Origin of the sequence: Hominibacterium faecale (assembly GCF_020734085.1) — a bacterium.
In the GTDB taxonomy this organism is placed as follows: Bacteria; Bacillota; Clostridia; order Peptostreptococcales; family Anaerovoracaceae; genus Hominibacterium; species Hominibacterium faecale.
Genome location: NZ_JAJAGH010000007.1, coordinates 125585 through 146963 on the forward strand (window position 1 = coordinate 125585; position 21379 = coordinate 146963).

At 46.7% G+C, this 21379-nt stretch carries 18 protein-coding genes and 1 riboswitch; of the genes, 7 read left to right on the plus strand and 11 right to left on the minus strand.

What is annotated here, in order from left to right; all coding sequences use genetic code 11:
- Position 1 precedes the first annotated feature (1 nt).
- From LG211_RS10245 to LG211_RS10255, 3 genes are all read right to left on the minus strand, one after another.
- The gene (locus LG211_RS10245; RefSeq protein ID WP_269477447.1) at positions 2–2926 is read right to left on the minus strand and encodes an Ig-like domain-containing protein; all 2925 of its coding nucleotides are present in this window, start codon (positions 2924–2926) and stop codon (positions 2–4) included.
- A 37-nt stretch (positions 2927–2963) separates the two neighbouring features.
- Positions 2964–3797: an Ig-like domain-containing protein gene (locus LG211_RS10250; protein WP_148396373.1), complete on the minus strand. Its 834-nt coding sequence runs from the start codon at positions 3795–3797 to the stop codon at positions 2964–2966.
- A gap of 122 nt (positions 3798–3919) precedes the next feature.
- A complete protein-coding gene (locus LG211_RS10255; protein WP_269477448.1) occupies positions 3920–5434 on the minus strand; it encodes a fibronectin type III domain-containing protein in 1515 nt (504 codons plus the stop codon).
- A gap of 177 nt (positions 5435–5611) precedes the next feature.
- Positions 5612–5732: riboswitch (molybdenum cofactor riboswitch) on the minus strand.
- A gap of 445 nt (positions 5733–6177) precedes the next feature.
- On the opposite strand from LG211_RS10255, the gene LG211_RS10260 reads away from it, so the two are divergent.
- Positions 6178–6444 carry a sulfurtransferase TusA family protein gene (locus LG211_RS10260; protein ID WP_148396372.1) on the plus strand — a complete coding sequence of 89 codons (267 nt, stop codon included), beginning with the start codon at positions 6178–6180 and terminating at the stop codon, positions 6442–6444.
- Here the strand turns inward: LG211_RS10260 and LG211_RS10265 are convergent.
- Positions 6400–7278 carry a LysR family transcriptional regulator gene (locus LG211_RS10265; RefSeq protein ID WP_269477449.1) on the minus strand — a complete coding sequence of 293 codons (879 nt, stop codon included), beginning with the start codon at positions 7276–7278 and terminating at the stop codon, positions 6400–6402. The two genes, LG211_RS10260 and LG211_RS10265, sit on opposite strands and share 45 nt — an antisense overlap.
- Before the next feature lie 215 nt (positions 7279–7493).
- Between LG211_RS10265 and LG211_RS10270 the strand changes: the two genes are divergently transcribed.
- From LG211_RS10270 to LG211_RS10295, 6 genes are all read left to right on the plus strand, one after another.
- On the plus strand, positions 7494–8192 hold the full coding sequence (locus tag LG211_RS10270) for a YeeE/YedE thiosulfate transporter family protein (protein ID WP_148396370.1): 699 nt from the start codon (positions 7494–7496) through the stop codon (positions 8190–8192).
- 47 nt (positions 8193–8239) lie between these two features.
- Positions 8240–8467 (plus strand): sulfurtransferase TusA family protein, encoded by a 228-nt coding sequence (locus tag LG211_RS10275; protein WP_148396369.1) that lies wholly within the window; start codon positions 8240–8242, stop codon positions 8465–8467.
- A 28-nt stretch (positions 8468–8495) separates the two neighbouring features.
- Positions 8496–9044, plus strand: coding sequence for a YeeE/YedE thiosulfate transporter family protein (locus LG211_RS10280; protein ID WP_148396368.1), 549 nt, complete (start codon positions 8496–8498; stop codon positions 9042–9044).
- A gap of 36 nt (positions 9045–9080) precedes the next feature.
- Positions 9081–10304 carry an FAD-dependent oxidoreductase gene (locus tag LG211_RS10285; RefSeq protein ID WP_269477450.1) on the plus strand — a complete coding sequence of 408 codons (1224 nt, stop codon included), beginning with the start codon at positions 9081–9083 and terminating at the stop codon, positions 10302–10304.
- A gap of 302 nt (positions 10305–10606) precedes the next feature.
- On the plus strand, positions 10607–11374 hold the full coding sequence (locus LG211_RS10290; protein WP_269477451.1) for an IclR family transcriptional regulator: 768 nt from the start codon (positions 10607–10609) through the stop codon (positions 11372–11374).
- Between the two features lie 478 nt (positions 11375–11852).
- A complete protein-coding gene (locus LG211_RS10295; protein ID WP_269477452.1) occupies positions 11853–13538 on the plus strand; it encodes a carboxylesterase family protein in 1686 nt (561 codons plus the stop codon).
- A 301-nt stretch (positions 13539–13839) separates the two neighbouring features.
- Here the strand turns inward: LG211_RS10295 and LG211_RS10300 are convergent, their stop codons facing one another.
- Genes LG211_RS10300 through LG211_RS10330 form a run of 7 tightly spaced genes read right to left on the minus strand, consistent with a single transcriptional unit; the run spans position 13840 to position 21346 of the window.
- Positions 13840–14619, minus strand: coding sequence for an acyl-CoA dehydratase activase (locus tag LG211_RS10300; protein WP_148396364.1), 780 nt, complete (start codon positions 14617–14619; stop codon positions 13840–13842).
- 11 nt (positions 14620–14630) lie between these two features.
- Complete coding sequence (locus tag LG211_RS10305; RefSeq protein WP_148396363.1) at positions 14631–15755, minus strand: 2-hydroxyacyl-CoA dehydratase subunit D; 1125 nt, start codon at positions 15753–15755, stop codon at positions 14631–14633.
- The gene (locus tag LG211_RS10310) at positions 15749–16978 is read right to left on the minus strand and encodes a 2-hydroxyacyl-CoA dehydratase subunit D (RefSeq protein WP_269477453.1); all 1230 of its coding nucleotides are present in this window, start codon (positions 16976–16978) and stop codon (positions 15749–15751) included. The genes LG211_RS10305 and LG211_RS10310 overlap by 7 nt, the downstream gene beginning before the upstream one ends.
- 9 nt (positions 16979–16987) lie before the next feature.
- Positions 16988–18064: an electron transfer flavoprotein subunit alpha/FixB family protein gene (locus tag LG211_RS10315; protein ID WP_417448599.1), complete on the minus strand. Its 1077-nt coding sequence runs from the start codon at positions 18062–18064 to the stop codon at positions 16988–16990.
- Between the two features lie 11 nt (positions 18065–18075).
- Positions 18076–18864, minus strand: coding sequence for an electron transfer flavoprotein subunit beta/FixA family protein (locus LG211_RS10320; RefSeq protein WP_269477455.1), 789 nt, complete (start codon positions 18862–18864; stop codon positions 18076–18078).
- Between the two features lie 13 nt (positions 18865–18877).
- Complete coding sequence (locus LG211_RS10325; protein ID WP_269477456.1) at positions 18878–20017, minus strand: acyl-CoA dehydrogenase; 1140 nt, start codon at positions 20015–20017, stop codon at positions 18878–18880.
- 12 nt (positions 20018–20029) lie between these two features.
- Positions 20030–21346: an acetyl-CoA hydrolase/transferase family protein gene (locus tag LG211_RS10330; RefSeq protein ID WP_269477457.1), complete on the minus strand. Its 1317-nt coding sequence runs from the start codon at positions 21344–21346 to the stop codon at positions 20030–20032.
- Positions 21347–21379: the final 33 nt, after the last annotated feature.

Below are 21379 nucleotides of genomic sequence, written 5' to 3' on the forward strand. Positions count from 1 at the left end.
TTTATTTTGCTTTAACCCTTTGTATTTTCGTATACTTACTGTAAACTTTTTTGCCATCTACCACGCGGTACGCACGCAGCTTATAAAAGTAGGCTTTTCCACCGCTGACTTGCTGGTCGGTAAAGCTTCTCTTTGCCGTTTGTCTCACCAGAATATAGCCGCCATTCTTCTTTGTACTTCTATAAATCTGATATTTATGCGCGCCTTTTACTTTTGTCCATTTAACTACAATGCCGTTCTTCTTTGCTTTCAAGGTCATCTTTGATACGGCAAGGGCTGCTTTTGCACCCGCAGGTTTGGATATCTTGCTGTAGACTTTTCTGCCATCCACATTACGGTAAGCTTTTACTTTATAATAGTAGGTTTTTCCGGTCTTGACTTTTTTGTCAGTAAAGGATTTGTTTTTTCCTCCTTTTACAACGGCTAACTTTTTATACGCTCCATTTTTCTTAGAAGCTTTATAAATCACATATCCGCTGGCGCCGGGAATTTGTTGGTAAGATACCGTTGCTTTGTTATAGGAGGCCTGCGCCTTAACCTTTTTGATAGGCTTTAAGGCTGGCTTTGCCGCAGAAGTATTGGAATCAGCACTGTAATATTTAACGCCATTGACTTCCGTATAAGTTCTGACTTTATAATATTTCGTTTTGCCAGTCTTCAAACCCTTATCGAGATAGCTGAAAGCTTTGGTCTCCGTTAATTTTCCATACTTGCCGTTTTTGGATGCCGCTCCGTAGACTGCATATCCGGCCGCACCGTTTACCTTTTCCCAGCTAATCTTGGCAGAGTTATAAGCGGCTGCGGCAGCTTTGATCTTTGCCGGGGCGACTTGAACAGGATCCACAGTGACCTTGCAGGAGGAGGACAGCCCGTTCTTGTTAACTGCAGTAATGATAGCTGTACCCGCTTTGACTCCCGTAACGTTTCCGCTGTTATCGACCTTTGCCACCGAATGATCCGTTGAGCTCCATGTTAATTCTGTGTCATCCGCGTCTTTTGGCATAAAGGATGCCTTTAATTCCAATGTGCCGTTGACTGGGATGTTTGCAGAAGGTTTGTTGAGGGATATGGCTGTTGCTTTGGTAAACTTTTTGGTTTTGAAGTAAAAACTAACGTCTTTTTCAATATAATTAAATAATTTGAACCCTTGTCCAAAGTTAAGCACATACTCGGTATCATAGTTAAGCCGCTTCTGATCAATTGAAAAGCTTACGCTTGTTGGGTTTTTTTTCGCATTGGTTTCTGTGGACTTTAAGATCAGCCCTCCATCTTTAAATGAAGCAATCTTTTTGCTCCTATCTTTTGTATATAACGCGATATGATTCAGCATCCATTTTTCTACATAATCCTCTGGTTTTACGCCGCCGTCTCCCTTGCTGCTTCTTACTGTGAATTTAAAGTCCGCACTTTTCTTATCAAGTAAGCTGTTTATGTAGTTTTCATACTCAAATCCGTTGGACGGATTGGTAGACATATTGAAGCCTTCCATCTCCAAGGTGGTACCTGCCATGCCTTGCGGGCTGTAATCTTTGCGAACGCCGGTTTCTACTGGCTGCAGCGATGGAACATTTACGGTCACCTTGCATTTAGCCTTTTCTGTAAATATCATGGTCCCAGAACCGCCTCCAGCCCCTTTTCCTGATATTGCCTTTATCTCCGTCTGTCCATTACCTCTTGGTGTGATCCTGCCCTTTACATTGTCATTTGTCAGCATACTGGTTGCAGTAACGATGCCTGTATCATGGCTCTGCCATATGTCTGTATTATGCCCCTGAATATCATCCTTCGTACAATATCGTAATAAGACTGGTGTTGGCTCCGTCAGCTCCAAGCCTTTGGACGTATCAATATAATGCATCTTTGATGGATCCCAAGAAGCATCAAAGCCCTCATCAATTAAATACAATCCTGATTTAACAACAAGTACCAAACATTTGCCTTCAAACTTCGATCCATCTGTTTGCTTTACTGTGATTGTCGCCTTACCGTTCTTCTTAGCAACAATCTTTCCACTTTCAGTAACCGCAGCCACATCTCCATTATCAGATTCAAAGGTAACATCCTGCGGTTCTGATCCAGGCTGGATTTCTGCTTTTAACAGTGCTTCTTCTCCCGGCTCCATATAAAGATTCTGCGTTGATAACTTCATACCATTTAAAGTTTCCGCATCAATCGAGTACGACCAGCTCATATACTCATCCTCTATTGAGAGAGTAATTTGTGTTTTTCCTTCTCCGATTGCACATAAATCCCAATATGCCTGGTTAGGATCATCTCCATCAAATGACAGAACATTCTGTGCCGGGAGAACCTCTTCATTTGTAGATTGCACCACAGCATGTTCGCGAATGTATCCTGCAATTGTACCATCTATTTTGTCATAACCCGGCGTGCGTACCATAATCCTAAGCATTGTTGGGAACGAAGAGCTATAGTCATACTCTGTTTCAAGCCAACGATCACCATAGTCATTGACCATTGTTACCGTCAATAATGAATCGTCCAAATTCAATGGAACCAATTTAACATCTACAGCGGCTTTCTTTCCATTCAAATCGGTTGCTGTAACAACTGCTGTTTTTCCTACAGGTGCAAGTGTCGTTTTCAAACGTTTTTTCAGACCGTCGGACTCCACAGATACATTGTCTGTATCACATGTCCACTCCACCTCCCTGGAAATATCGTTTCCGTCAGCATCATACGCAGCTATTTCTTTTGATCCTGATAATGCATTGATTTCAAAGTACTGCTCTGGGGATTCCGCTTTTATTCCCTCTATTGTTATATATATGCCGCTTTCATCATTTAACGTCCCCCCTGCAAAAGAGAATACCGGCATGTAAGCACACGTTACAAAAACAACTATTACTAACCCTAGTATTTTTCTCATTTTCATATTAAATAAGGGAGGAATTGTGCTGATCAAATTCAGCGCAATTCCTCATCTCCTTCCAAATATCAGCTTATTTTGTCGTAAACTGAAACTTTACAGGTACGCCCAAATTCCTATCTGTGTTATTCCCACATACCTGTTCTCCAAACTTAAGTACATATGATTTCCCCGCAGTCAGCCCTTTTGCTGAAATGGTAATCTTCTTAGCTGCCGCATCATAACTTTCAAAAGTCACAGAAGTTCCTGCAACAACAGCTCCTCTTGGATTGACTACCTGGATGTATGGAAGGCTGTTTTCTTTAAATTTTGATTCTTGGAAATTGTTCATTCCCGCACTCATTGTAAATGTAAATTGGCAACTTCCATTATCAACCGTCATTTGATCGTTAATCTTATTTGTATATCCTGCAGTGGTTAGGGTTCCGCCAGTAATATTCGATGGCGCCGTCATCAACATGGTATTTCCGCCAGTTCCCTGGTATCCATATGTGGTTGACTCCTCTACGGTCACCGTAATGCTGTCGGTTGCCAGGATTGTACCCGTACAATCGCCGCTAGGTCCTGTTCCTGTTCCTCCTGGGGCCTCACCTTCTCTCAGCGTTGCGGTTAGTGTTGTGGTTCCTTCTGCAACAGGCGTAATATTGCCTTTGTGAATACCGATTGTCGCAACACTTTTATTGCTGCTTGTCCAGTCAATATGCACAGTTGTCCCCGCTGGCTGCGTGATATCTGCAGCTGCCTGCGGATTCGTTCCGGTTAATATGGTCCCAGGATCTTGAATCGCTACATCATACCCAGCTACAACGGATTGGGCAAACGCCATCCCTGGCATCATTGCCATCACCATCATCAACGCCATTACGACGCTGACAATGATCCTCTTATTGCTTTTTGCAAGATTCATTTTTTCGTCCTCCTTTTTAAATGTAATAATAAGCTATATATAATTACTCTGCATCGCTGGATGCAAAGGAATTATCATTTGTTTAGTAGGCTAAATCGATGGGCCGGTTTACACCAAAACATTTATTTTACCTTTACTGTCCTCAATTGTGACGTCTTTCCGTATACCTTCTTACCGTCCACCACTTTATACGCGCGGACTTTGTAGTAATACCGCTTTCCTTTTTTGAGGCCCTTATCCGTATATTTGTTCTTTACTGTGATGCTTGCTTTTATATATTTGCCATTTTTGCTTGTGCTTCTATACAATACATATTTATCCGCACCTGAAACTTTACTCCACTTTGCCGCAGCTTTTCTTTTCCCTGCCTTTACTTTCAAGGCCGGTTTGGAAGGCACCGGCCTTATTGATTTCTTTGCAGAGTAGCTGCCATAAACTTTTTGTCCATTGACAAGCCGATAAGCCCTCACTTTATATGCGTACGTCTTTCCTGTTTTCAGATTTTTTCCGACATAGCTGCGGGCAGTTGTATGTTTTACAGGCTTGTATTTCTTCGATTTTGCGTTATATCGATAGACGGTATAACCATCGGCCTTTGCGGCTTTTGACCAGGTCAGCTTTACACGATTGTAGCTGGACGAAACTGCTTTTAATGATACTTTCGCAATTACGGGAGTTACTTCCACTGGACAGGAAGCCTTCAGATTTGTTCCATCCTTTGTTACTGCCGTAATTGTCGTTTTGCCTGCTTTCATCGCTTTGACTTCACCATTGGAATCAACTACGGCAACTGCTTTGTCTGCCGAAGTCCATGTTACTGCTTTTTCTTTTACATTTTCAGGCTTAATGGCGGCCTTTAATGTTTTAGTCTGGCCTTCTTTTAAGGTTACTTTACTTCCCAGGGAAATGCTCTGTGCAAAAGCATCTGTGGAAAAATGGAAAACAATCTTTTTATCCAGCAATGTCTGTACGCCCATGCCTGACTCAAGGACCAGTACATACTGTGTATTAGCAGCTAATGCGTTAGCAGGAATCTCCAAAAATACATCGAACCCTCTGAGCGGTCCGGAACCAGTTCCCCCGCCATTGGCCAGCCTCTGATGTTTCCAGCCCTTGTAAATCTGAGTACCTGTCAGGACAACCGTGCCGTCCGTCTTCTGAATGCTCATCTTGGGAATAATATTACTAGCCATAATTTGGTCATTGCACTTGGCAGTCTGTGAACCGCCCAGGAAAAATCCAAACTTAATGGGTTGGGTCGGATTTAAAGTTCCCTGAATATAGTTGTCCCAGTATGCGCTAACGGACGTGTCGGTCATAATCGAATAGTTATAGCCATAAGAATTCACATACGGATGGCTATCATCTGCCATACCGCCGTTCTCTTTTTCTATATCTGCCCCATTGAAAAAATACTGTTTTATATTCGTTGTACCATATTGTCCAATTCTGCTATCCTTAGAATTAACGGAAGCATCTATATAGTTTACGAACATGCCCTGGTTCTGTGATGTCTGGGATAGAGCCGTATTCCCTGCTGTGTTTGCGAACGCCATTCCCGGCACCATGACCATGACCATCATCAGGGCCGTTACTACACTGACAGTGATCCTCTTTTTGCCTTTTGCAAGATTCATTTTTCATCCTCCTCGTTCAATATACGAATAAGTTGATAGAACGCCTCACATCTCGAAATGCAAAAGAAGTATCACGCACTTCACTTTAACATTTTAAATCGATAAACTTGTTGCCACAAAAATAAGGAATGCATATAAAAAATAAAACTCTTTCCTAAAAAACGGGAAAGAGTGATTTACCTCTGATACATCATTCCTTTCCAAAACACGGGAGGCAGCACCGTTTCCAGTATTACCCATCGACGCTCAACCATAGGCCAAAGCCTTTAGGTTTTCACGTTCGGAACCATCAATATTTACTTTTATAATCCAAAATTTACTAGATTCAGTTACATTGTATTATAGCTCGTATCTTTTCGCAAGTTTTTTCTTACTTCTTCGATTTTTTTCTTCATTATGAGACATGATGTGCTTTCTTTATCCCTATTATACTACAGCAAACGACAAATTTCCGTTGTCTTACCAACATTTTCTAATCTTTTATAAAAAACGTGGAAATGACGGAATCAAAGATTCCTATTTCCACATGTCGCCCGTAAGGGGGCGACTCTTTGCAAGGTACTGTTGCCGGTAACGTAGTGCGGAAAAACATCCGCTGGCTGATCCCACTGTACACCGTTGGATCTGGAAATTCTTATCAGCCTATTTTTATTTACCAGCTCGCGAATACGTTTTACTTGGCATTTACTTTTGCTTATTTTTGTTCTATGATATATAGAATCTTTGTTAAAGGAGGCGTTTATATGAAGAAACTCGATTGTTTAGGCCAAATCTGCCCCATTCCTGTCATGCGGCTGCAAAACGAACTGTCGGTCATCGGGCAGGGTGAAGAGGTTATGCTCGTAACGGATCATAGTTGTACCTGCAAATCCGTTCAAGAATTCTGCAGGGCCAAAGAACTGGTCTGTTCATGCGAGGAGGTGATGAACGGTATCTGGGAAATCACCATCCGCAGCGCTCCCGAGTCAGCAAATCATCGAGTCAAGCATTCGTTCCAGATAGGCAAATAAATCTTTTATTTGTACATCTTCCTGTTGAGATTTTGGATTTTTGATTAAATAGTAACGAAACTTAAATTCAAACTCTTCTATTTCGATAATTTCCAACTGTTTGTTATACAATTCTTTCTTTATGGACGAATATGGGAGAAAAGCTGCCCCCATCCCATTGACTACCGACTGTTTTGCCGACTCAAAGGATTCAAATTGGCAGGTCACATTCATTTGCTGCCTGGAAACTCCTTTTTGAGCGAGATACCCATCCAGCTTCTGTTGGGTTCTGTGACTGCCGCTGATCATCATCATCGGTAGTTGTTGCAATTCATCCAAGTCCATTTTCTTTCGTTTGTGCGTTCTCGGAGTCATGACCAAATGCACTGGATCAGAGAACATAAAACGGCTATATAATTCTTTATTTGCAGGAGGCCCGACGATAAATCCAATATCACCCTGACCGGCATTGATTTTTTGTTCGATCTGTGCGCTGGACATTACTTTCGTCTCCAAGCGGACTTCTTGAAATTTTTTCTGTATTTGAAACAGCGCACAAGGCAGTGCATAAGTATAAATCACATCCATGGAAAGGATATGGAAACAACGATCCTTTTTCTGCAAAAGTTCCAGTTGGTTGACCAGTGTCTGATAAACGCCCAAAATTTCCTGGGCACGCTGATATACTAGTTCACCGGCAGGAGTCATACTCACGCCCTGATTACTCCTGTCAAGCAGCCGGCAGCCAAAGGAATTTTCCATTGACTTGATTTGCTGGCTCAGTGCGGACTGCGATACGTGAAGACGTTCGGCTGCCTTTGTAATACTTCCATTGTTAATAATTTCAATAAACATAAACAGTGTATCGATATTCATCCCTACCTCCAATCCTATCTTACACCAGGATTATCCCATAACTATGCCCACTATTATATCACAACAATCTGAATTGTCATAAGATTTTCTAATATAGCTTCACGTATTACGATTACCCGATTAATTACGCCCATGCTATAATGATCCCATAGTCATCGTCAAAGAATTAACAGTGATAGAAAGGAGAAACGAAAATGGGTGAAGGCCAGAGTAAACCATCGTCCATAGAGCGCAGTCCCAGAAAACGGACACCCCGCAAACCAAAAAAAAGCCAGATTCCCTATGCGATTCTGGTTACCATCGGAATCATCTTAATCGCATGGCTGGTAAATCGCGGCAGTACCACTGCCGCAATCGGCTGGATCTTCGGAATCGCATTCGGATATGTCCTTCAGCGATCCAGATTCTGTTTTACCGCTTCTATGCGGGACCCGTGGATTACCGGCAGTACTTCCCTGACAAGAGCTGTACTGATCGCATTTGCACTGACCACTTTAGGTTTCACTGCCATCAAATACAGTGCTTATCTGAGCGGCAGTGACATTCCCGGAGCCGGTGCTGTGCATCCGATCAGCATCCCCCTAATACTGGGAGCGACCATGTTCGGAATTGGGATGGTAATCGCCGGAGGATGCGCCAGCGGAACACTGATGCGTATCGGTGAAGGATTTACAATGCAGATGCTTGCGCTGGTATTTTTTATCGTCGGCTCTCTGTGGGGAGGCCACGATATGGGCGCTTTCTGGAGCAATCTGGAAACAAACGCACCAAAGATTTTTTTGCCCGATGTATTCGGATGGGCTGGAGCACTGGTTGTCCAAGGAGTGATTATTCTGCTGCTTTATCTCGCCGCCCTTAGTTGGCAAAAGAAAAAACTAGGTTCCATTGAGTAAATATTATAAGGATAATTTGTTAAAACATGAACAGGAGGATTTAAAAAATGGCTGAATATGAATTGGATTGTTTAGGAGAAGCTTGTCCGGTACCACTCATGAAGGTGGAGAAAAAAATGAATGAGCTGGAAGTTGGCGATGTTCTTTTTGTGGCAATCGACCACAGCTGCGCAATGAAAAATGTCCCGGAATGGGCGAGAACACAGGGACACAATGTGGATATCGACGAAGTGGATGATGGTGAATGGGAAGTTGTAATTGAGAAGACCAAATGATTACCCTGAGAAAAGGCGGTGAACATAATTGAAAGAGTTTTGGAATAAGTTAGGGGCTAATCCCGTTTACAAACGTCTATTGAAGGAGCCTATGACTTACGTTGGCGGCGCTGTACTGCTTTCGATTCTTCAGATTGCCCATCTGGCAGTGTTAAACTCCGGCTGGGGCGTAACAACTACCTTCAGTATCTGGGGAGCCAAGCTAGCAGAGCTTATCGGAATTCACGCAAGCGACTGGGCGTATTTCGCTTCGGATAACATGCATAAAGAAGTCACCACCAGTTTTTTCGCTGATGTAGGCAGTCTGCGAAATGTGGGCGTAATTGTAGGCGCTCTTGTTGCAACCTTGTTTGCATCACAATTTAAAATTAAAAAAATCAAATCCATGCGTCAGGTCGTTGCAGCGATTCTGGGAGGCTTACTGATGGGATATGGCGCGAGAATCGCTACCGGGTGCAATATCGGTGCCTTGTTTACAGGTATTTCATCCCTTTCCGTATCAGGATGGGTGTTTGCATTATTCCTGCTGGTCGGCGCCTTTATCGGCAGCAAACTGTTGGCAAAATATTTTATGTAACTGTAAAAATGGTTCATGAGTTAAGGAGGAGCATTCTTGGAAAAGAAAACAGAGCGCTATGATGTTGTCATCATAGGGGGAGGCGCGGCAGGATTAACTGCGGGAATTTACTGCGGCCGTGCGCGTCTCAAGACATTATTAATTGAAAAATCGTTGGTCGGGGGCCTTGCCACCTACACCAATGAAATCGAAAATTACCCTGGTTTTCCTCAGGGCCAAAGCGGCCTGGATTTGATGAATTTATTTCATCAGCAGGCGAAAAAATTTGGAGTAAAGTTCAAATTAACAGATGTAAAATCCGTTTCTTTAGAGGGAGATACAAAGGTGGTAGAAACGTTTCGCAATCGATATGAGTGCAGCGCGGTCATTATTGCCAGTGGCGGAAAACCCAGGCTCACAGGAGCGAAAAACGAAGAAAAATACCTTTATGACAAAGGAATTTCTTTCTGTGCCACCTGTGATGCGGCAGCAAATACTGGAAAAACCGTTGTCGTTATCGGCAGCGGCGATGCCGCCATTGAAGAAGGCATGTTCCTGACCAAATTCGCTGATAAAGTTCTGGTCTCGGTCATGCATGACGTGGGAATTATGGACTGCAATGAGATCGCAAAAGGCCAGGCTATGGATAATCCGAAAATGGAATTTCTATGGAATACGGTTCCTGACAGCTTCGAGGGAGATGATCATTTGGAAGGGGTGGTTCTGAAGAATCTCAAAACTGGTCAACTGGAACCGATTGCTGCGGACACCTGTTTTCTCTTCATCGGATATCTGCCGAACACTGAACTGTTCCAGGATATCCTCGATATGAGTCCATCCAAATATCTAAAAACCAATGAACGGATGGAAACGAACATTCCCGGCGTCTGGGCTGTAGGCGATGTCCGCGATAAGTTTTTGAAACAGGTTGCAACTGCTGTAGGCGATGGAGCTGTAGCCGGTTACGGTGCAGAAAAATATATCGCAGAGTCTGAGATGTTTGAAAGCCAGATTCTGCGTGCGGAGAAACCAGCCTTGGTCTATTTGTTCAGCGCCGTTGATCCGGATGCCCGTGAACTTCTTACATATATTGAACAGTTGGAGGAAGAAATTTCTCCACGATTGTCCCTCGCCAAAGTTGACATTTATAAGTCGGACGGAATTGCCCGCAGGTTGGGGATCAACCGCTTTCCTGCCGTAGCGCTGGTGGAAAACGGCCGTATTGTAAAGACTATGACAGAGCATGTAAATGAAGGTTCTATACGTGAGTTCATCGGCTGAGGATTGATCAGTCATCATTTATGGAATCCCATCCTTAAAGAGAAGCACACCTGCAGCGGTCGGCGGCAGGTGCGCTTCTTGGTGTTTGTTATCTTGCAGGCCGTTTTTCGTTATTCACTATAACTTTCTTCCAAATCTTGGACAATATGATGTATAATACATTTTATATGGATGATTCTTTAACCGGAATAAAAGACAATCCATTATTTAATTCAAAACCCATTTAGAATCATGTATAATATGAATTAGATCGATTAACGAAAGGAGCGCTTGGTGTTTTTTGACACCAACAACGAAGAAATATGGGCAGTGCAACAGCAAAACCGATTCAATCCGTCGAACGGGCGTTAAGAATTCTCGAGCAATTCACTTTGTCAGAACCCAAAATCACACTCTCCGATCTGGCAAAAAAAACCGGTTTGAAAAGGACCACTTGTTATGGTATCGCAGAAACTTTACTGAAACACAAATACCTGGATTATGATGAATCGACCGGTAAATACTCCCTAGGCGTTTCCAATTATATTTTAGGCCAGCTCTATGCCCAGAGCATGGAAATACGCGCCATTGCCAGCCCCTATATCAACCAGTTGGCGGACAAATATCAAACGGCTGTTCATTTGGTCGTACCGGACGGCTACGATGCGGTCTACATCGATAAGGTGGGCGAAACCGAATCTTTTCGAATCCTGTCCAGAGTGGGCAAACGGGCGGAATTGTTTGCGGCCGCCATCAGCAAGGTGGTGTTGGCTTATCAGGAAGAATCTGTTCTCGATCAGCTGCTCAGCAAACCTATGCCCAGATATACGGTCAACTCGATTACCGATCCATTCACATTTCGAAAAATGTTAAATGAAGTGCGCGAAAGGAAAATCGCTTTGGATAATGAAGAGCTGGACGTCGGCCTAGTATGTATTGCGACCCCTATTGAAAACAACCGGGGAGATTTGGTGGCAGTCATCAGCGTTTCCGGCATTTCTGAAAAAATGCATGAGCAGGAAAAAGCCATAGAAAAAGATTTGCTGCAATGCGCTGCAAAGATCAAACAGACCATCGGCGATGTACTCTGATGGGTTCCCCGTTTTATACAAAATGCTCTGTCGTCCTGCGGGCCTAGAAAGCGCCACGATCAAAAGCTTCGAAAAAACCTTCCATTACAGACAGTTTTCAGCCATTGACATGCCTTCACATAGTCAAGCAATGATAAAACGATCAGGATTGATCCCGGAACCATTTAATCCTGATCGTTTCTTTTAATGGCCGCCGACAAAAGGATCGGCAAAGAGGCCCTTTTTTCTGGATACTAACAGCCCTCCCATGAAAGCAGCCCGGTGCGAGAGGTTCCAGCTGCCGTTTTGAGCTAATGTATAACATCAAACGAAAGGATCGCTAGGCACATTAATTAAAGGGTAAACCATAATAACATATACACAAGCGCCTCAGTTTTGTTATAATATTCTGAACAGTTAGATATTTGTAAAACAAAGCAGGAATAACCCTGACAATCTAAATCTTAACTGGACACTTATAATAGAAAGAGAGGTTAAAATGAAAAGAAAAGCATTATTAGCCAGCATTATGGCACTGCTGCTCGCAGTATGTATATCCTTTGCGGGATGCGGCAGTACTGACAAAGACTCCGCCGAAAAAACAAAAGACGTGAAGGTAACAGCACCCACAGGAACATACATCGGCCAGGAAAACAACGGCGTTGCTGAATTCAAGGGAATTCGCTACGGGGAATTTGCGCCTTTTAAACCGGCAGCAGATGTAACAACAACGGAAGACGACCAAATTGAGGCGACGGAATTCGGAAAAAACTGTATCCAGCCTTATGACGAAGTAGAAGTTGCTTCTCAGGACCCATGTTCTCAGGACTGCCTGTTTCTCAACGTATGGACAAAAGATGTTGCAACGAAGGATAAACCTGTCATAATGTTTATTCATGGCGGCAGCTGTATCTGGGGAGGAACATCGGATCCAACCTACGATGGGGAATATTTTGTCAGAAACCTTGCCGAGAATGAGGATTGCGTATTTATTACAATTAACTATCGGCTTTCAATATTGGGAAGCCTTGACCTTTCAGGACTTGAAGGGTACACGGATGATTATGCAAGCGCAATCAATCTGAGCAAACTGGATCAAACTCAGGCTTTGAAATGGATCAACCAAAATATTGAAGCATGGGGCGGAGATACAGAAAATGTGACAATCATGGGACAGTCCGCAGGCGGCGGTGCGGTAGAAATGCTAATGGCTGACACCGACACCCATAAATATTTCAACAGAGCAGTCATAAACAGCGGCAGCCAGTCACGCGAGGCCTTATCAAAAGAAAAGGTCAAAAGCAATTCGGAAAAAGTTTTTAAAATACTAGGCGTTAAATCGATTGAAGAACTCACTGCACTAACAGATAAGCAGATTTCAGATAAAATGACAAAAATTACAGACGAATTGGGCGAAGCCCATCCAGGGCTCAAATGTGCGGACGGTAAGATTATTTCTGAAACATGGTGGGAAGACCTACAGAATGGCGCTGCCAAGGATATCGATTTACTCATAGGCGGCACCAACGGAGAGGAAGATTGGAATTCCATTGATTGGGATAATAGTATATCCAAGCCTATTAAAGATCCTGACACAATCAAAAAATGTATGGAAGATATCGATGATGCACGTGCAGATACCTATGGAAGATTCTATGCTCTCGATCAAAAAGGATTCTATGACGGATATCTTGCTATGGGAGATGACAAAGTGAAGCAGGCACAAGATTTGTTTAACGATGTGTACTTTAATTATCCTACTCATCTGATTGCCGAGGTACAGGCCAAGCACAATAAAAACACGTATCTGTACAACTGGGAATATGCTCCGGATATGAATAGCGTTTTGGATTACAACGGCGATGCTGCTGAAGTATCTCCTTGGGGAAGAGCTCTCCATTGTATGGATCTCTGCTTTGAATTCGGAACCAAAGAAGGTTATCCTGAGATGACCGGCGACCCCAAAGAAATGTCAGATGATATAGTCGCCCAGGCCCGTAAGATGCTTTACAGCTTTGCAAAAACCGGCAACCCAAGCAACGATCTGATTGGCGAGTGGAAGCCATTTGACAACGACCAAATGTACAGCATGGTAATTACAAAAGACGCAAAGTGGGACTGCAAAGCCAACTATCGAAGAGATATCATCGATTACATGAAGAAACTCACTCCATATGGAATGTAGTGTTTACAGCCACTGACATGCCTTCACAGCGTCAAACAATGAAAAAACGATCAGGATTGATCCCGAAATCATTCAATCCTGATCGTCTTTTTAATGACCGCTAGCTCAAGTATCGGCAAAGCGGCTATTTTCTCTGGATACTGACAGTCTCCCATGGAAACAGTCCGGATACCAAGGGAAATCGCCATCGGAGTGTCAGAGTCCATGAACATGCTGCGCTGTTTCGATATTTCGCCCGGCAGCAGGGCGAAACAAGACGGAGCAAAACGGCGCGGCGCGGGAGCTTCCGATTCCAGATTGATTATAACGTCTTTTCATACAACTCTTTCGCAAATACCGCCGCTCCGATGGCCCCCACTTCCTGGGGGTGCGGGGCCGCTTTTATTTCCCGGCCCAGTTCTTCTCCCATCGTCTCTACCATATTGGAATTCAGCGCCACCCCGCCTGTCATAACCACATTCCCTTTCAGGCCAACACGCCCGCACATACCGGCCACTCGTTTGGCAATCGCCCTGTGGGCGCCCTTGGCGACGTCCGAGCGTTTCTCGCCTGACGCCAGCCGGGAAATCACTTCACTTTCCGCAAAGACGGTGCATACGCTGCTGATGGGCACATCCTTGGTCGATTGATCGGCCAACTGGGACAAATCGCCCAAGTTACAGCCCAGCACTCTGGCCATGACTTCTAAAAACCGCCCTGTGCCTGCCGCGCATTTTTCATTCATCACAAAATTCTCCACAATTCCGCCAGCCCCGATCCTGATTACTTTTGCGTCCTGGCCGCCAATGTCAATGATGCACCCGGCAGTTTCACATAAATAAGACACCCCTTTGGCATGGCAGGTAATTTCTGTGATCTGTTTGTCCGCATGTTCATAAGTGATTCGCCCGTATCCTGTGACCACCGTAAAGCTGACGGCATCAACTCCTATTCCTGCTTGCTCAAATGCCAGCTCCAACGCTTGATCGACGCCTTTTGTCCCCGTCCCCTCATTGACAGCCGCATGAGCGATCAATCCGCCCTCGGCGTCTAAAATTGCGGCTTTTGACGAGGACGAGCCAATATCAATTCCTAAGTACATCTTTACCTCCTTCACAGAAGCATCTCGGCAAAGCTCTGGATCCTAGTCCGGATCTGCTCAAAGGATTCGATCTGCTGGTCGAGCTCAAGATACAGGACCGGAATTCCCGCCTGCTCAAGCTGCGCCTTGTAAACCGGATAATCGAACTCTTCCGGATCGCAGAATTTCATCATACATACGACCACGGCCCGGGCCTCCTTTTCTTTGACCAGATCGATGAGCATCTGCCCTCTGGATTTTTTCTGCTCCGCCAGAAAGGCGCAGCCCCTCTGATCGATGATTCTCCCCGCCATCTTTTCCCAGACGCTGCCTTCCTTTCTGGCCGGCGTCCGAAACTGTCTCGATTCCTGGGCCAGATCATCTGCGGCGATGGCAATATCGCATTCACGGAATAAATCTAGAATTTCCGCAGGCTCCACGATAAGCCCTGTAGTTATGACCTTGACGCCGCCAAACCGCTCTTTTTCCATGGCCCTAAGGCCCTCGATCACTTTCTTCATTTCCGCGGTATACAGCTTTTTGTCCATAAAGTATCCGGCCTTAATGAGCAGATGTCTTCTTTTGGCGTCGATGGTAATGGGATAGTCTCCGGCAACCTCTGCGAATTCACGCATAACGGCCCGGTATTCTTCATACACGGCAAAGGCCTCTTCCACCTTTTTATCGGTGATCAGCGTATGGGTCACCTGCTCCAGCTCAGAACGAACGCGCTTTAATTCCGTCTCCAGATAGGCTTCTGCCGCCCTGGTCCACCTGGCCTGAGGATAAATCAGCCCGATCATCGGCACCTGGGGCACCGCGGTCTTCCAGTTTTCAATGACACATTTCAGCGTATCGCACAGACCCGGTATGAGGATCGCTTTCAGCTGATCGTAAACGCCCCGCATGCCCAGTTCGATGTTGGCTCTCATAATGGAACAGCAGAAACCTTGCAAAAACTGATCGGCCCGTTTGATTTCCGTCTTGCCGCCCCAAAGTCCCACGGGCACAAACCCTCCCGCATAAACGATTTCTTCCGGTGTATAAATGGGAAAGCACCCCACCGCATCTTTTCCGCATTCTTCCTTGATGGAAGCCAGCGCTTTTCCGGGATGCAGCGCCCGCTCTTCCAATTTGGTGATTGTCTCCTTTAACATTGCTGTTCCTCCTTTGCCGCCTTGCGCTTTTCCATCATTTCCACCAGCGCCTGTATTCTCGTCTCATATTGGGCCTGGGAAAGGATTCGCGGATCGCACATATCTCCGTCAAAGACAACGGATGGAATTCCCGCCTTTTCCTCCAATCTTCGCTGCTGCTCGTATACGGTAAAGTCCATGAGCTTACAGCTCCTGTTGGAATGAAACACGACTCCGTCTATATCGAACTCTTTCGCAAGTCCGATCATAGTATCGGAAACATAGTCCACGCAGCGGTTGGCGTGATAGTAGCTGTACGCCCGGGCCATACCCTCGATATCGTTTGTTTCATAACGAATGGTCCATGCATCGGGATAGAGGGATGTTACCACGTTGACTCCGTATTTTTTCAGGATTTTGTAGGTTGGGCTCAAGTGTACCCAGCAGGCAATGCCGTCCCAGATCACTCTGTACTTCTCCTCCCCTTCTTTCCAGGGGCCCAGTCCGCTTTTCGCCCAGGCCTCAAGCTCCTCGCACCACAACTTGAATAGATCCCGCCCTTCCTTCTTGCCCCGGATACAGACCACCAGGGCCATATAGTTGAACATATCGAATCCGTTGAGCGGCGACGGCTTGGCGCGGGCCGTAAAGCAGGCCTTTCTCCACCAGTAGGCGGTTTCGTTGGAAATTTTCATGACCTCCGACAGCTTGTCGTAGTCAAAGTCCCTGCCAGTCACCTCCTCCAGCTGTTCGATGGCATATTCGATCTGGCCTCTCATGTAAGCAACCGTATGATCCGGCGCTTCATAGAGGTGATTGAACGGCGTATCAAAGAGGATAAAGGGAATGTCCAGCTCGGTCGCCAGGTTTTCATACCATTTGGCAACGGTGGTGCAAATATTATTGCAGCAGAATACCAGATCCGGCGCCGGAATGTTGCAGGCTTCCGATTCCATAATATCCTTGTACCCCAGGTTCACTCGGGCATAAGAACAGATGTCGATGGAATACCCGCACCCTTCGGATTGCTCCAGAAATTCCATGGACTGTTTTCGCGCCGCAACGGCGGCCGCATGGTTTTCCGGATAAACAACATAAATATCCATAGCTTCCAGAAGCTCCTGGGGGCAAATGGACGTAGCCCACGCTACCAGCTTTCCTTCTTCTTTTGCTTTTGCCGCATCGGCATAATGCCGGGCAACCATCTCATTTAGCAGCTCTTTTGATGTTTTTTTCTCTGCCATACTATCACCTCATGCTTCCGTATTCCACTGAGCGATCAGTTCCGGGATCACCTTTTTCAAATCCCCGCAAAGGGCATAATCGGCCAGCTCCATCATCGGCGCTCCCGGGTCTTTGTTGATGGCTATAATGATATCCGAATCCTTCATGCCGGCCTGGTGCTGGATGGCGCCGGAAATTCCGCAGGCAAAATAAATCTTCGGCTTTACCGTGGTTCCCGTTTGTCCCACCTGATGGCTCTGGTCGATCCAGCCCGAATCGACCGCCGCGCGGGATGCGCCCACCACGCCGCCCACTTTATCCGCCAGCTTTTCGATCAACTCAAACCCTTCCGGGCCGCCCAGGCCTCTTCCGCCGGAGCAGATAATTTCCGCATCGGTTAGAGAAACAAATGCTTTCGCTGCCTTGACTGTTTCCACAACCTCCACGTGAATGTCGTCCGCCGACAAGTTGACGGGAACCTTGATGAGCTGGCCTCCGGCGCCTTCGTTCTTTTCCTTTCGGTCCATCACACCGAGCCTTACGGTGGCCATCTGTGGTCTGGTATTGGGCGTAACAATGGTCGCCATCAGATTTCCGCCAAAGGCTGGCCTGGTCTGCTTCAAACCTTTGTCGTCTCCTTTCGGATCAAGCCCGTCCGTGCTCGCTGTCGTATCCCTTTTGAGATAGTCGATATAGTTCGCTGTGCGGATGTCCAGTCTGGTACAGTCCGCCGTAAGCCCGGTGTCCAGTCTGGCGGCGATTCTCGGCGCCAGGTCCCTTCCGATGAAGGTAGCCCCAAAGAGAACGATCTCCGGCTTATAGGTATTGATGGCATCGGTCATCACTTTGGCGTAAGCGTCCGTGGTATATTCCTTCAAAAGCGCATGGTCGATTTGATAGATAACGTCTGCACCATATGCATATAATTCGTCTGCAAGATGCCCTGTCCGATCCCCGATCAAGACTGCGCAAACCCTGGTTTCTTCACTGATTTCCCGCGACAGCCGGCAGCCTTCGCCCAAAAGCTCCAGGGACACATTCATCAGTTTTCCGGCCCGCTGTTCGGCAAATACCCATACGTCTTTGTATTGTGCAAAGTCTGTCATGTTCAATCCTCCTAGATTCTATGTTTTTCCTTCAGCCCTGCGATCAGGTTTGCTGCCAGCTCCTTTGCCGTATCTCCTTGAACTGTCACCCCTTTTCCCTTGGGCTTGGGCGTGAAGGATTTATATACATTGGTGGGAGATGCTTTCAGCCCTACCAGCCCCTCGTTTACGCCGATATCCTCTGCGGTCCAAACTTTGATGTCGGCTTTCGCTCCCCTCAAAATGCCCGGAACCGTCATATATCTGGGTGTGTTCAATTCTTTGATGCAGGTCAGGACGCATGGCGTCTTTGTTTTGAGAAGCTGGTACCCGTCTTCCAGCGCTCTTTTTGCGGTAATCCGGTTTTTATCCAAATGAAACTCCTTAACGTAGGTAATTTGCGGGATTCCCAGCTTTTCTGCGATCTGGGGACCCACCTGCGCTGTGTCTCCGTCAATGGCCTGTCTTCCCGCAAAGACGATGTCAAAACCGCCGATCTTTTTGATTGCCGCCGCCAAAGCGTTGGACGTGGCCCAAGTGTCCGAGCCGCCCAGCAGCCTGTCCGACAGCAAAATCCCTTCATCGGCGCCCATGGCAATACATTCCTGCAGCATTTCCTTTGCCTGGGGCGGTCCCATGGTCAGAACCGTCACCTTTGCCTCCGGGTCCCGGTCTTTTATCCGCAGCGCCTCTTCCAGGGCATTGGCATCATCGTGATTGAGGATGGCTTCCACCCCATCGCGAATCAGCGTCCCGGTTTCCGGGTTGATTTTAATTTCATTGGTATTTGGCACCTGCTTTACGCATACGATTATTTTCATATTCCCCTTCCTCCTAGCTGAAGATGCTGCCTGAGATGACCATTTTCATCACTTCCGATGTGCCTTCGTAAATTTCCGTTATCTTTTGATCCCGGTACATCCGCTCCACCGGATAATCCTTGATGTATCCGTACCCGCCGTGAAACTGGACCGCTTTATTCACCACATAGGATGCAGCTTCGGAACAGGCCAGCTTGGCCTCCGCCGCTTCAATGGTACTGGGGAGCCCTCTGTCCCGCATATTGCAAGCGTTATACAGAATCAGCCTGGCGCCGTCGATTCTCGTTTTCATGTCAGCCATTTCAAAGGCCAAGGCCTGGAATTTGTTCAAACTCCTGCCGAACTGCTTTCGCTGTTTCATGTATTCCACGGTCTGATCGAAAGCTCCCTGGGCGATTCCCAGCGCCTGGGCCGCGATCCCCAGCCTTCCCACATCCAGGGATGTCATGGCTGTTTTAAAGCCTTTTCCTACTTTTCCCAGCAGATTTTCTTTGGGTATCCGGCAGTCTTCAAATACCAGCTCCGCCGCGATGGACGCGCGAATGCCCATTTTGTTTTCCTTCTTTCCCCTGGAAAAGCCCGGCGTTCCTTTTTCTACGATAAAGGAGCTGATCCCTTTGTTGCCTTTGCTCTTATCCGTCATAGCCATGATCACATAAACGTCCGCGATCCCGCCGCCGGAAATAAAGACCTTTGAGCCGTTGAGGATCCAGCAGTCTCCGCCGTCCGCCGCTGTAGTCTGCTGCATGGCCGCGTCCGTTCCCGCATTGGGTTCTGTCAAACCGAAAGCGCCCAGCTTTTTTCCTGACAGCAGATCAGGCAGGTATTTTCGTTTCTGTTCTTCTGTTCCATAAGTAAAAATCGGCCAGCAGCAAAGGGCATTGTGGGTCTGAACAATGACACCGTGGGAAGCGTCTACCTTGGAAAGCTCTTCTACTGCCATAATATAGGTCAGATAATCAGTTCCCGCGCCTCCGTATTCTGCGGGAAATGGCATTCCCATCACACCCAGGCTTCCTAGCTTGGCTACGGTTTCATATGGATACTTCGCCTCTGCGTCAAGCTCCTCTGCGATGGGAGCGATCTCTGTTTCCGCAAACTCTTTGATCATCTTTTTTACCATTTGCTGTTCTCTTGAATAAGTAAATTCCATCTGTTTGTCTCCTTAATAGTTCTCCCCGAAGCGGGCCTCGAAATCCGATGCCAGTTCTTCCCTGAAATCGGGGTCGGCGATGGCGATCAGCAGCCTGGCCCGTTCTTTTACGGTTTTCCCTTTGAGGCCGGCGATGCCGTACTCCGTTATCACATAATCCACGTCGTGCTGAGAGGTGGTCACTAAAGTACCCGCTTTGAGGCTGCCCACGATCTTTGAAAATTTTCTCCCATCCTTTTTCACCGCGGCGGCATACATGGCGATGATGGCGATGCCCCTGCCGTCTTCCGACATGGCCGCTCCCCGAATAAAGTCCACCTGTCCGCCTACCCCGCTGTAAATTTTTCCGCCCATGCTGCCTGCGTTCACCTGGCCCCAGAGGTCCACTTCGATTGCCGAATTGATGCAGACAAACTTGCTGTTTTTCATGATCACCAGGGGATTGTTGGTGTAATCCGCCGGCTTCAGCTCGATCAGAGGATTGTGATCTACAAAATCATAAAGCTTCTTTGAGCCGTACAGGAAATTCACCACAACCTTGCCCCGGTCAATGGACTTTTCCGAGCCGTCAATGACGCCCGCTTCAATCAGGTCTATGGCTCCGTCGGAGATCATTTCAGAGTGGATGCCCAGATGCTTTTTCTTTTTCAGCGCTGCCAGCACCGCGTTGGGGATTCCGCCCATGCCCAGCTGCAAGGTAGCGCCGTCCTCGATGAGAGAAGCGCAGTAGCGGCCGATGGCCATGTCCTTCTCGCCGCTTTGGCCCCAGAAAACTTCCGGCAAGGGATGGGACGCCTCTACGATCCAGTCAAAATCATCGATATGCACATAAGCATCTCTCCCAACTCTGGGCATCTCCTGATTAATCTGTGCGATAACCGTTTTTGCTGATCGGATCGCCTCCATGGTATAATCGCAGGAAACCCCTACGGAGCAGACTCCCTTTTCATCGGGCGGGGATACCATAACCATGAAGACATCGACGGGAAATACTCCCCTTCGGATCATGCCGGGTATCTGGCTGAAATATACCGGCGTAAAGTCGCCGTGGCCCTGATGAATGGAGGCCCTTGTGGCTGGGTCGGTAAACCATCCCACGTAGCGAAAATGCTCCTTCATCTCCGGCTTTGCATAGCGCCCCTGGCCCAGGGATATCATGTGGGATACGGTGACATCGGTGTAAGCCCGGTAATTTTCCACCATCGCCTCCACCAGCACTTTTGGCTCCGCCGCGGCGTGGGCCAGGAGCACCGTATCTCCGCTTTTAATCTGTTTGACCGCCTCAGAAGGCGTGGTCAGTTTTGCCTTGTATGTATCTTTCCAGTTCATTTTTTTATCCTATCTGGTTTGTTTTAGAAGGAG

Excerpts from the sequence above, each read along its gene's own strand:
- LG211_RS10325 (WP_269477456.1), bottom strand. The coding sequence starts at position 20,017 with ATGGAATTTACTTATTCAAGAGAACAGCAAATGGTAAAAAAGATGATC.
- LG211_RS10330 (WP_269477457.1), bottom strand. The coding sequence starts at position 21,346 with ATGAACTGGAAAGATACATACAAGGCAAAACTGACCACGCCTTCTGAG.
- LG211_RS10265 (WP_269477449.1), bottom strand. The coding sequence starts at position 7,278 with ATGTTTATTGAAATTATTAACAATGGAAGTATTACAAAGGCAGCCGAA.
- LG211_RS10290 (WP_269477451.1), top strand. The coding sequence starts at position 10,607 with ATGGGCAGTGCAACAGCAAAACCGATTCAATCCGTCGAACGGGCGTTA.
- LG211_RS10255 (WP_269477448.1), bottom strand. The coding sequence starts at position 5,434 with ATGAATCTTGCAAAAGGCAAAAAGAGGATCACTGTCAGTGTAGTAACG.
- LG211_RS10310 (WP_269477453.1), bottom strand. The coding sequence starts at position 16,978 with ATGGCAGAGAAAAAAACATCAAAAGAGCTGCTAAATGAGATGGTTGCC.
- LG211_RS10295 (WP_269477452.1), top strand. The coding sequence starts at position 11,853 with ATGAAAAGAAAAGCATTATTAGCCAGCATTATGGCACTGCTGCTCGCA.
- LG211_RS10300 (WP_148396364.1), bottom strand. The coding sequence starts at position 14,619 with ATGTACTTAGGAATTGATATTGGCTCGTCCTCGTCAAAAGCCGCAATT.
- LG211_RS10270 (WP_148396370.1), top strand. The coding sequence starts at position 7,494 with ATGGGTGAAGGCCAGAGTAAACCATCGTCCATAGAGCGCAGTCCCAGA.
- LG211_RS10260 (WP_148396372.1), top strand. The coding sequence starts at position 6,178 with ATGAAGAAACTCGATTGTTTAGGCCAAATCTGCCCCATTCCTGTCATG.
- LG211_RS10275 (WP_148396369.1), top strand. The coding sequence starts at position 8,240 with ATGGCTGAATATGAATTGGATTGTTTAGGAGAAGCTTGTCCGGTACCA.
- LG211_RS10315 (WP_417448599.1), bottom strand. The coding sequence starts at position 18,064 with ATGACAGACTTTGCACAATACAAAGACGTATGGGTATTTGCCGAACAG.
- LG211_RS10305 (WP_148396363.1), bottom strand. The coding sequence starts at position 15,755 with ATGTTAAAGGAGACAATCACCAAATTGGAAGAGCGGGCGCTGCATCCC.
- LG211_RS10250 (WP_148396373.1), bottom strand. The coding sequence starts at position 3,797 with ATGAATCTTGCAAAAAGCAATAAGAGGATCATTGTCAGCGTCGTAATG.
- LG211_RS10320 (WP_269477455.1), bottom strand. The coding sequence starts at position 18,864 with ATGAAAATAATCGTATGCGTAAAGCAGGTGCCAAATACCAATGAAATT.